The organism is Hoylesella timonensis S9-PR14 (assembly GCF_000762405.1).
In the GTDB taxonomy this organism is placed as follows: Bacteria; Bacteroidota; Bacteroidia; order Bacteroidales; family Bacteroidaceae; genus Prevotella; species Prevotella timonensis_A.
The window spans coordinates 1-12782 of record NZ_JRPQ01000058.1; the positions used below are offsets into that span (position 1 = coordinate 1).

9 protein-coding genes are annotated in these 12782 nt (G+C 42.7%); 4 read left to right on the plus strand and 5 right to left on the minus strand.

Annotated features, from left to right (window positions below; translation table 11 throughout):
- Positions 1–193: 193 nt before the first annotated feature.
- Positions 194–1507, minus strand: coding sequence for a DUF3078 domain-containing protein (locus tag HMPREF9304_RS02650; RefSeq protein WP_036926251.1), 1314 nt, complete (start codon positions 1505–1507; stop codon positions 194–196).
- A 121-nt stretch (positions 1508–1628) separates the two neighbouring features.
- Between HMPREF9304_RS02650 and pyrG the strand changes: the two genes are divergently transcribed.
- From pyrG to HMPREF9304_RS02670, 4 genes are all read left to right on the plus strand, one after another.
- Complete coding sequence (pyrG, locus tag HMPREF9304_RS02655) at positions 1629–3236, plus strand: CTP synthase (RefSeq protein WP_036926278.1); 1608 nt, start codon at positions 1629–1631, stop codon at positions 3234–3236.
- Positions 3237–3242: 6 nt separating this feature from the next.
- Positions 3243–5138 carry a membrane protein insertase YidC gene (gene yidC, locus HMPREF9304_RS02660; RefSeq protein WP_036926252.1) on the plus strand — a complete coding sequence of 632 codons (1896 nt, stop codon included), beginning with the start codon at positions 3243–3245 and terminating at the stop codon, positions 5136–5138.
- 6 nt (positions 5139–5144) lie between these two features.
- Positions 5145–7322 carry a dipeptidyl-peptidase Dpp5 gene (dpp5, locus tag HMPREF9304_RS02665; RefSeq protein ID WP_036926253.1) on the plus strand — a complete coding sequence of 726 codons (2178 nt, stop codon included), beginning with the start codon at positions 5145–5147 and terminating at the stop codon, positions 7320–7322.
- A 75-nt stretch (positions 7323–7397) separates the two neighbouring features.
- The gene (locus tag HMPREF9304_RS02670; protein ID WP_036926255.1) at positions 7398–8813 is read left to right on the plus strand and encodes an MFS transporter; all 1416 of its coding nucleotides are present in this window, start codon (positions 7398–7400) and stop codon (positions 8811–8813) included.
- Between the two features lie 369 nt (positions 8814–9182).
- Here HMPREF9304_RS02670 and HMPREF9304_RS02675 read toward each other — a convergent pair whose 3' ends face one another.
- The 4 genes from HMPREF9304_RS02675 to HMPREF9304_RS02685 form a co-directional block, all read right to left on the minus strand.
- Entirely contained in the window at positions 9183–10103 is a 921-nt protein-coding gene (locus tag HMPREF9304_RS02675) for an EamA family transporter (protein WP_036926256.1), read from the minus strand.
- Positions 10104–10105: 2 nt separating this feature from the next.
- A complete protein-coding gene (truA, locus tag HMPREF9304_RS02680; protein WP_036926257.1) occupies positions 10106–10837 on the minus strand; it encodes a tRNA pseudouridine(38-40) synthase TruA in 732 nt (243 codons plus the stop codon).
- 242 nt (positions 10838–11079) lie between these two features.
- The gene (locus HMPREF9304_RS15140; protein WP_262502960.1) at positions 11080–11205 is read right to left on the minus strand and encodes a hypothetical protein; all 126 of its coding nucleotides are present in this window, start codon (positions 11203–11205) and stop codon (positions 11080–11082) included.
- A 4-nt stretch (positions 11206–11209) separates the two neighbouring features.
- Entirely contained in the window at positions 11210–12685 is a 1476-nt protein-coding gene (locus HMPREF9304_RS02685; RefSeq protein ID WP_052045861.1) for a L,D-transpeptidase family protein, read from the minus strand.
- Positions 12686–12782: the final 97 nt, after the last annotated feature.

The following is a 12782-nucleotide window of genomic DNA, read 5'->3' on the forward strand; positions in this document are numbered from 1 at the left end:
GTTCAAAATGTAAGTTCGTTCAGTCGTGTAGCTCGCTACACTCCTTCACTCTCTTGCATTTTGACCTCAAAAATAAGCTCAAAATCTAACAAAGCTAATTTATAGAACCAGCCTTAAAAATAGCTCCTTCATGGAAGGAGCCTTGTTGTTGCGATAAAAGCAACGAATGAGGGAGTTGCGTTGTTGGAATCCATTAGAACGAATGAGACAAACCAATCGACAAATACTCTTTATACATGAAATATCCGTTTGTGTCATCGCGCTTGCGACTATCATCAAAGCGTGGATAGACATACAAGTTGGCAGATAAATACTTGGTAAACTGGAAGGTGAACGTATTTTCCCATTCTATTTCAGAACGCTTATACGAGGTGTAACCGTACAGACGTGTACGCCATCGCACCATTTCTGAGAACTTCCAGTTGAAATCAATGTTCATACTGGAACCGTAATCATCTACATGGTGCTTGCCTTTTTCAATACCAAAGCGCGTCACCAAATGCTCACGAGCCACATAACGATAATGATAAGCCAAGGGCGAGAGGTTCACACTACCCTTCAAACGTCCCTTCAACCAGTCGAAGTTATATAGCATACCGACCGCAACGTCGATATTCAAAGGGGATAGGAAATCAGAATAAACCTTTTCATCGTTGTTGCGATAGCCTCGCATGAACTGCGTGTTGGCTATCATCTGTAAAGAATAATACCAATTTTTAGTCGCCTGCAAACCGAAGTTACTGGTGTATCGGATATCATCGGTATGCGTCTTGAGCGTGTGCAACGTATCACTTTCAGAGGTTTGAAAACCCAATTTCATCTCTAACTTGTTGTCCCACTTTATCTTTTTCTTATTGTTATAGCCAAGATTGAGGGTCACATTGCCGAGCATGGAATAATTGCTCTCGCCTCCCTTATACCAGTTGCCCGATACGTAGTTTTGCAAGAACTGCAAATAGCCATCGCCCGAAAAGCTCCAAAAGTTAGGTTTCTTTATCACCAAATCTACAGGTACATACACTTCCTCCGTAGGTAAGGGAGCCACCTTTTCAACAATAGCGGTTTTATTTTTAAGCGTCGTTTCTTGACTGGTAGACACTTTCCCTTCCGCTTTTAGCTGTGTTTGTGTCTTGGTGACCAAATCCGGTCGCTTCAGATAGATATGGAGCAACGCATTCTCCAAAGCCTCGTTGAACATAGAAGAGGTCAGCGAGTCTTTTGACAAACTAAACTGATGTTGACTTATCTGGTGATAAAAAGTGGTAGGAAGAAACAATCGAGCATATTTACCATTCTCTTGTGCGAGCCGATGATACAAAAGCGCATTGATACGTTGCAGCGAATCGAGCTGCTGTTGATAATGATGCAAAGAATCAGTATAAGCTTTCACAAAGGTGGTGGTGGTGTCTGACGGATGTTTTATCACCTTACGACCAACTGGTTCGTTGGCAGATAAAACCATCGGTATCATGATCATCATGAATGTGCTGATAAGTTTCATTTTCATATTCGTTTTTGATGCATGCAAAGGTAATAATAAAAAATGAAAGTTGCTTGTATGTTTCGCAATTTTATACTAACTTTGCACCTTGTATTTTTATGTCATATCACAAATAAAACAACGTATCGTGGCTGAAACAAAGTATATATTCGTTACAGGTGGTGTGGTCTCATCATTAGGAAAAGGGATTATTTCATCATCTATTGGAAAGCTTTTACAAGCAAGAGGTTACAATATTACCATTCAAAAATTTGATCCTTACATCAATATTGACCCGGGAACGTTAAACCCTTACGAGCATGGAGAATGCTATGTAACAACGGATGGTATGGAAACCGATTTAGACTTAGGACACTACGAACGGTTTACAGGGATAAAAACAACAAAAGCAAACTCGCTGACAACGGGCAGAATTTACAAAGCTGTTATTGACAAAGAACGCCGTGGCGACTATTTAGGCAAGACCATCCAAGTAGTTCCTCATATCACTGACGAGATTAAGCGCAACGTGAAACTCATGGGACAGAAGTTCCATTACGATTTTGTCATTACCGAAATCGGTGGTACGGTGGGCGATATTGAGTCTACACCGTTCTTAGAAGCCATTCGCCAATTGAAATGGGAATTGGGTAAAAACGCTTTGAGTGTACACCTTACTTATGTACCTTATTTGAAAGCCGCTGGAGAACTGAAAACCAAGCCAACGCAACATAGTGTCAAGGAACTCCAAAGCATAGGTATTCAACCGGATATTTTAGTACTTCGTACGGAGAAACATCTGAAAGATGATGTGTTACACAAAGTGGCATCTTTCTGTAATGTCGATTTCGACTGCGTCATTCAGAGTGAAGACCTGCCGAGTATCTACGAAGTTCCCGTCAATATGCAAAACCAAAAGTTGGACGTGGCTATCTTGAAAAAGATGGGAATAGAAGTAAAAGAGACGCCAACTTTAGGTCCTTGGAAGAGCTTTTTGGAACGAAGAAACAAGGCAAAGAAAGAGGTTCATATCGGATTGGTAGGCAAGTACGATTTACAAGACGCCTATAAAAGCATACGAGAGAGCTTGTCGCAAGCTGGAACCTATAACGACCACAAGACGATACTGACGTTTATCAACTCGGAAAAGATTAACGAGAACAATGTTGCAGAAATGCTTAAAGGACAAGACGGCATTGTGATATGTCCGGGATTTGGGCAACGCGGTATTGAAGGGAAAATCATTGCGGCTCACTATACGAGGACACACGACATCCCCACCTTCGGTATTTGCTTGGGTATGCAGATGATGGTGATAGAATTTGCACGCAATGTATTGGGTTATCCCGATGCCAACAGCCGTGAAATGGATGAGAAGACAGAACACAATGTCATCGACATCATGGAAGAACAAAAGAACATCACCAACATGGGAGGTACCATGCGATTGGGGTCATACGAATGTGTCCTCAAACAAGGTTCGCACGTCTTCAATATTTATAAACAGGAATATATTCAAGAAAGACATCGACACCGTTTTGAATTCAACAACTCTTTCTTAAAAGAATACGAGAAAGCGGGAATGATGTGCGTGGGTAAAAACCCTGAAAGTGATTTAGTTGAGATTGTAGAAATACCGAGTTTGAAGTGGTATATTGGCACACAATTCCACCCAGAGTATCAAAGTACGGTTCTTAACCCACACCCCTTATTTGTTGATTTCATAAAATCAGCAATTGAAAATCAGAAGAAATAATTAGAAATGGATAAAAATACGATGACGGGTCTCGTTCTTATGGGACTCTTGTTAATAGGTTTTAGTTGGTGGTCTCAACCCTCTGCAGAAGAGCAAGCAAAGAAGATGCAGCAAGACTCCATTGCCGCAGTCACTCAACACAAAGCCGAACTCGCTAAACAACAAGCACACGCCAAAGAAATAGCTGACTTAAAAGCTAAACAAAAGGCGGACACCACCGCTTTATTTCATGCTGCCTTGGAGGGTCAAGCACAAGAGGTTGTCTTGAAAAACGAACACCTTGAATTGTCTGTCAACACAAAAGGAGGAACCGTAAGCAAGGCAATCATCAAAAACTTTAAGGATAGAGAGGACAATCCTGACGTTGTTTTGTTCGACGATAAGGTTCAAAAACTAAACTTCATCATGTCGACGAAAGAGGCAAACATTGCAACGCAAGACCTCTATTTCAGTCCTTCTGCACAAACAGACTCTACCCTTACGCTGACAGCAGACGCAGGACAAGGCAAGTCTCTCGTCATACAATATCGCTTGGGCGCAGATTATCTTCTACACATGTCCATGAAAGTGAATGGCATGAACGGCTTGTTTGCACCCAACACAAAATTCATGAATGTTGATTGGACAGACAAATGCCGACAACAAGAAAAAGGATTTACCTTCGAAAATCGCTACGCTACCCTCACTTATCACAAGGTGAAGGGGGGAACTAAGAAGCTGAGTGAGACTTCAGAAGAGATAGATAAAAAGATTGATGACAAGATAGATTGGGTCGCTTTCAAGAACCAATTCTTCTCAGCTGTCATGATTGCCAAGCATGACTTTAACGAAGAGGCACTGATGACCAGTGTGCCACAGGAGAAAGGCAGTGGATATCTAAAAGCATATCAGGCAAAAATGCAAACTTTCTTTGACCCAACGGGACAGAAAGCATCTGAGTTTGAATTCTATTTCGGACCTAATGACTTCCGTTTGCTCAATCGTATTGAAAAAGAAAGTACATTTAATAAAGACCTTGAGTTACAGAGATTGGTTTACTTAGGCTGGCCTTTGTTCCGCATTATCAACCGTTGGTTTACCATTTATGTATTTGATTGGCTTTCCAAGTGGTTCCCCATGGGTGTGGTACTCATTCTGATTACGCTTTTGTTAAAGCTCATTACCTACCCAATGGTCAAGAAGAGTTATATGAGTTCTGCCAAGATGCGCGTGCTAAAACCCAAACTCGAGGCTGCAACGGCACAATATAACAAGCCTGAAGACCAGATGCAGAAGCAACAAGCAATGATGGCAGAATATTCTAAATATGGTGTCAGTCCTCTTTCTGGCTGCCTCCCTATGCTCATTCAGATGCCTATTTGGATTGCCATGTTTAACTTTGTGCCAAACGCTATCCAACTCCGAGGCGAAAGTTTCTTGTGGATTAACGACTTAAGCACCTACGACCCAATTATTCAATGGAACAAAAACATTTGGTTGATAGGCGACCATCTCTCACTGACCTGTATCCTTTTCTGTATTGCCAACGTTCTTTACAGTTGGATGACCATGCGCCAACAGCGCGATCAAATGGTAGGTCAGCAGGCTGAACAAATGAAGATGATGCAATGGATGATGTATCTCATGCCCGTGATGTTCTTCTTTATGTTCAATGACTATTCAGCAGGATTAAACTTCTACTATTTCGTATCGCTCTTCTTTAGTGCTGCCATTATGTGGACCTTGCGTAAAACGACTAACGATGCGAAACTACTTCAAATTTTGGAAGCACGATACGAGGAGAACAAAGCTAATCCAAAGAAGTTAAGTGGCCTTGCTGCACGTTTGCAAGCAATGCAAGAGCAACAGCAAGAAATGCAGCGCAAACGCGAAGAATTGGAAAGAAAGAAACGTAAACTCTAATATAGTATGAACAAAAAAACACTCCTTATGGCAACTGTCGCTTTGATGATAGGCGGCAGTTTTGCTAAAGCACAAAGCACAGTGAAAACAGCGAAAGAACAAAATGCCGCCTTCAAGGCAACGAATGACCTCATGACACCGGAAGCATTGTGGGCAATGGGACGAATGGGAGGCGCATCCTCCTCACCCGACGGCAACCAAGTAGTCTATCAAGTGGGCTATTATAGCGTAAAAAACAACAACAGCCAACAGATGCTCTTCGTGACAGATGTCAAGGGAAGTCATAAAACTCAACTCACGACTGGCAGTAAAAGCGAAACCGATGCGGTGTGGATTCAACAAGGAAAAAAGATAGCTTTCCTCACAGGTGGACAGCTATGGACCATGAATCCTGATGGCTCAAATCGGCAAAAGCTAACGAATAGCACTATTGATATTGAAGGATTTAAGTTCTCACCCGATGAAAAAAAGGTGATTTTGATAAAGTCTCTTCCCTATCACGGAACCATTAAAGCCAATCCTGCCGACCTGCCATTGGCAACGGGTCGCTTGGCTACGGACATGAACTATCGCCACTGGGACCACTATGTGGAAAGCATTGCACACCCATTTGTTGCCAATGTGACCGAAAGTGGCGTTGATGAGGGCATAGACATCTTACAAGATGAGCCTTTCGAATGTCCTACTGCTCCCTTCGGTGGTGTAGAACAGTTGGCTTGGAGTCCTGACTCAAAACAGATAGCTTATACCTGTCGTAAAAAGGAAGGCGTGCAATATGCCATCTCTACCGACACAGATATTTACCTGTATGACATCACTACGGGCAAGACTCGCAATCTTTGCAAGCCCGAAGGATATCAAGAACCTGCCATTGATGCAACGAAATCAATGAAAAATCAAGCTGTTAATCATCAACAGGGCGATATGAATGTAGGCTACGACACCAACCCTTCTTTCTCTGCCGACGGCAAATACATTGCTTGGCAGAGCATGAAACAAAACGGTTATGAAAGTGATCGCAACCGTTTGTGTATCTACGACTTAAAGAAATCCACTAAACAATATGTGACGGAAAGTTTTGACAGCAATGTAGATGCTTATTGCTGGGGAAACGATAACACAACCCTTTACTTTATTGGTGTATGGCACGGTAAGACACATGTGTACCAAACCAACCTTAAAGGACAGGTAAAACAGCTCACCGATGGTCAATACGACTATGGAAGTGTACAAACCTTAGGCAACACCAAACAGTTATTAGTCACTCGACATTCGATGTCTCACCCCGATGATTTATTCATTGTGAGCCCTTCGAAAAAAGAAAAACAAGCAACGGTGACACAACTGACAGATGAAAACAAGCACATCTTTGACCAGTTGGCAATTGGAAAAGTGGAAGAACGCTGGAGCAAAACCACCGATGGCAAAGACCTCTTGAGCTGGATTGTCTTGCCTCCACACTTCGATGCCAATAAGAAATACCCCACTCTCCTCTTCTGCGAAGGCGGCCCTCAAAGTCCTGTAAGTCAATTCTGGAGTTATCGTTGGAATCTTCAAATCATGGCTGCCAACGGCTATATCATCGTAGCACCCAACCGCAGAGGCTTACCCGGCTTCGGTTCTGATTGGAATGCGGAGATTTCTGGCGATTGGACAGGACAGTGCATGAATGACTATTTATCAGCCATCGACGATGCTGCCAACCATCTCCCCTATGTAGACAAAGACCGATTAGGGGCAGTGGGTGCTTCATTTGGCGGATTCTCGGTTTATTACTTAGCCAGTCATCACAACAAACGCTTCAAGTGTTTCATCTCACACGATGGCGCTTTCAATCTTGAAAGCATGTACACCGACACCGAAGAGGCATGGTTCTCTAACTGGGAGTACGAAGATGCTTATTGGAATAAAGACCAAACAGCCAATGCCAAACGCACCTACGACAACAGTCCGCATAAGTTTGTAGACCAATGGGATACTCCTATCCTCTGCATCCATGGCGAAAAGGACTATCGTATCAATGCCAATCAGGGTATGGGCGCGTTCAATGCGGCTCGTCTACGTGGCATTCCTGCCGAGTTACTCATCTTCCCTGACGAGAATCACTGGGTATTGAAACCGCAAAACGGTATTCTTTGGCAGCGTACTTTCTTCAACTGGTTAGACCGCTGGCTTAAGAAATAGACGTCCTCTCACACGTTTACAAAGCAACAGAAAACTTATCAACTTAAAACTCATAAACTCAAAAAAAACACAACAATGGTTGAAACATTTCAAAAGAAACTGAGTGATTCGCCCGCATGGCGCTGGACAGCACTTGTATTGTTGGCATCCGCCATGTTCTTTGCTTACATTTTCGTTGACATCCTGTCTCCTCTTCAAGAGTTCTTACAGACACAACACGGTTGGGACCCTATCGCATACGGTCGATTTGCTGGTTCTGAACCCTTCTTGAATGTATTTGTATTTTTCCTTATTTTTGCAGGTATCATCCTCGATAAAATGGGGGTACGCTTTACAGCAATCCTTTCTGGAACAGTGATGGTGGTAGGTGCAAGCATCAATTATTATGCGCTGACAGAAGGATTTGATGCAAGTAGTATCAAAGTTTGGTTTGACAACAACCTCAATCTACCTTTGGCAGCTTGGAACATCACCCCATTTTATGATGGAATGCCAGCCTCCGCAAAACTTTCTGCCATTGGATTTATGATTTTTGGTTGCGGTGCCGAGATGGCAGGAATCACTGTTTCGCGCGGTATCGTTAAGTGGTTTAAGGGTAAAGAAATGGCTTTAGCCATGGGTATTGAAATGGCAATTGCTCGTGTAGGAGTTGCCGTTGTGGTCATCGCCTCCCCTGCTATCGCTTCTATCAAACCCATTAACGTGTCACGTCCTTTGGCTTACGAACTGCTGTTATTGATTATCGGTTTGATTTGCTTCATTGTTTATGGGTTCATGGATAAGAAGTTAGACGCTCAAGGCGTGGAAGAAGAGAAAGACGACCCATTCAAGGTTTCTGACATTGGCAAGATATTATCGCTCAAAATGTTCTGGATTGTAGCCTTACTCTGCGTATTATACTACTCAGCTATCTTCCCTTTCCAAAAGTATGCTATAAACATGCTGCAATGCAACCTTCAGTTTAGTGCAGAACAGGCAGGACTTGTTTTCTTTGTCTTCCCATTGGGAGCGGCAGCAGTGACGCCATTTTTGGGCAACTTCCTTGACCGCAAAGGAAAAGGAGCAACGATGTTGATTATAGGAGCAATGCTCATGATTATCTGTCACCTCATCTTTGCCTTTGTGGTACCAGCCACACAGAGTGTCGTCATCACGTATGCAGCCATTATCTTGTTGGGTATATCCTTCTCGTTGGTACCTGCTGCCCTATGGCCCTCCGTACCAAAGCTCATCGATGACAAACTCATAGGTTCTGCCTACGCACTGATCTTCTGGATTCAGAACATCGGCTTGTATGCCTTCCCTATGATTATCGGTTCGGTATTGCGCTCGTCCAACCCCGGTGTCACCGACCCTTTGAAGTATGACTATACGGCTCCTATGTTAGTATTCGTCTCCTTAGGTGTTGTAGCTCTGATACTTGGTTTCTTGCTCAAAGCCTTAGACAAGAAGAAGGGTTATGGACTTGAACAACCAAATATTCAAAAATAAGAATAAAAAAAGAATTGCACCATTCAAATTTTAATGGATGCATCTATCTATAACAAACTACTTTTAATCTTCATAGAAGAGTTCGACATCATCAAGTTGTCGAACTTTTTTTATGTGTCACAATAGAGAGAAACAGCACTTGATGAGCTGCTTTTTTCATCTCACGTGAACAGAGCCATTCACCCATTGCTCCAACCCCATTGACCCATTGTTTCAATGCGCTTAACTCATTGACTTAAAGGGATTAAGTCATTATTATAAGCCCCTTATCTCCATGGGTTAATACCCTTATCTCCATGGGTTAGTAAAGCCATGGAATATCCGCTGGACTTTTCCTAAAATTACTTGACAGTTTTGTTGTGATTTGTGCTATACTCGACTACCGATATATAAGAAAATCAAACACAACAAGACTAACAACAGGTCAATCGCCTTACCCTTGATATTCTTTTCTTGAAAAAGGAAGATGCCAAAGAGAAAACTCACGATAACACTGCCTCTTCGCACCATAGAGACAATAGCGATCAAGGCTGCGGGCTGACTGAGCGCATAAAAGTACACAAAGTCTGCCATACAAAGAAAGATACTAATGCCGAGAATTGTCCACCGCCATTGAAATGTGGTGGTTCGGTTTCGGTTGGGCAGCCATAACAACATCAACATGACTCCCATCAATCCGCATTGATAAACGTTGTACCAACTCTGAACCATCATTTGATTAAGTCCCAACCCACCAGCACTGCGTGGCATCATCAGAAATTTATCATACAGTCCACTCACAGCTCCTAAGATGGCAGAGATGACCAAGAAAACAATCCAGAGATTATGCTTAAAGTCAATCCCCTCCTTTTTTCCTGTTCTACTCAAAAGGAAGAACGACGTAATTGCCAATAGCACACCCACCCATTGATAGAAATTGAGCTTTTCGCCAAACACAAGCATGGCGCCCACCAACACCAGAACGGGACGTGTAGCGTTGATAGGACCTACAATGGTAAGAGGGAGATGCTTCATGGCAAAATAACCACAAACCCACGACCCTAACACAATGAAACTCTTGAGTACGATATACTTATGCGCTTCCCACCCTGCAGTAGATACATGAAAAATGGTATCGTCTAAATAAGTTGTAGACTGAGATAAAATAATAAAAGGTAAAAAGAGGAGTGATGAGAAAAGCGTGTTCAGAAACAACACAGGAATCACTGCATTATCTGATAAAGAAACTTTCTTAAATACATCATAAAACCCCAGCAGAAAAGCCGAGAGAAAAGCCAAAATCAACCACATCTTTAATATTCTATCTCCTCTAAGAACAGCGCATGAGCAGGCATACTCTCGCCTGCATTGCTACGATTACCGCTCCTAATCACTGCATCAAACTGCTCAAGACTCATCCGATGCCGCCCCACTTCAATCAACGTACCGACAACAGCACGCACCATATTACGGAGAAAGCGATTGGCTTTAATCACAAAGTACCAGCTATCCTCTCCTGTTTGTACCCATTCTGCACGCACCACCTCGCAAAGCGTGGTCTTGACATCGGTGTGTGTCTTACAGAAAGCGCCAAAATCGGTCACGCTCAACAAATGATTAGCTGCCTGATTCATCAATGAATAATCAAGCTGAAAAGGAAGTTGGCAGGAGTAATGGCGCAAAAAAGGATTTTTATGGCTGTGTACATAATAGTGGTACGTTCGCCATTTCGCACTAAACCTTGCGTGCATGTCCGCCTGAACGGGCTTCACGCCTGCCACAGAAATATCTCGTGGCAAGAGTCTGTTCAGTTTGTAGGCAAGTTGTTCGCCATCAATAACAGCCTCTATATCAAAATGTGCCACCATTTTTCGCGCATGAACGCCTGTATCTGTACGCCCAGCACCCACAACAACAATGGGCTCTCTCAAAATCGTTGACAGTGCTTTTTGCAATTCTGCCTGAACAGAATGACTGTTGGGTTGCTGTTGCCAACCGTGGTACGAGGTACCGTCATAACTGAAATAGATAAAGTACCGCTGCATAGTTATTTGCTTTTTTACATCTTACTTAAAGTGAAAGGTTAATTATAAAAATACCTTGTACTTGTTTTTATTTTAGATTTTCGGAAAACCTTTTATATCCTATTGTCTTATGTTCTTTTCGATAAATAAATATATTAAGTTCCTCCCATTTCTACCACACTCCTCGACTATATGTAGGCTCTAAAAGAAGTCATCAATCAAACAAAGCTAATTATTAGCACCAACCTTAAATATCCAAATCATCAACTATAATTGTCTACATAACTATTACTCTTTTTCTCACTCCTATTGAACATAAAGGCTTGTTCCCGCAGCTTGGGGTCTGCCAATGCCCTGTCGATAGTATGATCGTCCCACCGTTCGTCCATTAAACTATCGCAGGTAGTTTTTTAATTGTTTGTAAATCACAGCGTCAAAACCGTAAATATCCTGATATTCCCGCATACCGTGCTGCCCGTTGGGGTACAGGGTATAATAAGTAATGTACAGAGGTACTGCTGGTTGAACACGCACCGAATTGATTAACTTAGATTCTTGCAAGGTGTCATTGGGCAGGTTGAAAGTCGCCGTTAGTTTCTTTTGATAATGCGAATGAATATCGGCTTGCATGGAGTAGCGCATCTTTTCAATGAGTTCTTCATCCTTATCTTTTAATAAAAATACCGCCAGTTCGAAAGGTTTTTCGACACGCACACATCCATGTGACACGCCACGATTCGACTGATCAAAGACTCCGCGCGAGGAAGTGTCGTGCAGATAGACGGCAAAGTTATTCTTGAAACGGAACACGATGCGCCCCATGGCGTTGCCTTTTCCGCCCTCTTGAATGACGAAGTATTGACCGCTCCTAAGCATTTCACTCGTAACTTGTCGAGGGTCTACCCTGTTTCCTGTCTCTCTGTTTCGTATAAAATACCGATGATTCTCAAAATAAGCAGAGTCGCCTGCATGGCGTGCCACACTTTTGTCAATGATACTCTTGGGCATGACCCATTGCGGATTAACATCCATCCGCATAATCCTACTGCTCAACAAGGGTGTCTTGGTGGTGTTTGTTCCCACACCAACGCGCATTCTCATGACCTGTTCATGGTCGATAGCCAGCAACTCCATGGCAGGAACGTTCACCATGACATATTTATCTTGGGCAAATGGGTTATCTTTCAGTCGCCACCGTGTCCGCTCCAAGTTGCAGAGCGTCTTCACATTATTAGTGGAACGCCCCTCCTGTGCAAGATAATTTTTGAATACTTGGTATAATGGATTAGTGGGTTGGATGTGGTGTATAAAGTTCGTCAAACTGTCTGGATGAGTTTGTTTACACAGATTCTTCCAATAGTTTTTAGTGGGTCGTGCCATCGGAATATCGAAGAGCCGATAATAGCTCACGTTGAATGAATCTGCTTCTTTCACATCAAGCTTGTTAAAAAGCATATAAGGATTGGTAAAACCAAACTGCTGTCCTGTGGCATAACGGAAAAAGGCTTTGGTAAGATGATATTCTAAGCGTCCCAACACCTGATGAATGGAATGCTGACTTTTATCAAATTGCAAAACTCTCAGTCGGTTTAAGTCGGCGGTAATCGAAGCGACACAAAACTTATTGGGCGAAAATCCTACCGCTTTCATCTCACGCAAATACGCCAAAAGAGTATCGGCACGCTGATCAACTCCATTGCGGTCGATCCAAAGTAGCCGTCCTCCCTGCAAATAATAGTTACGAGCACGATAGTCAGCCTGCATAGAATCTCTATCTTCTTGTAACGTCTTGAGAAGTTCTGCCCGAACTTTTCGGGGATGAATGACATAAGCAGCATTCCGAAGAGACGAAAAACTACTTAATTCCAAGTTCTGATTAGGATTCTGAACTTTATTCCGACATGAACACAACTGAAAAAGAAGAATAAAGAACAGAAAGTAATGAAAAACAAATTTCAACGCTTGC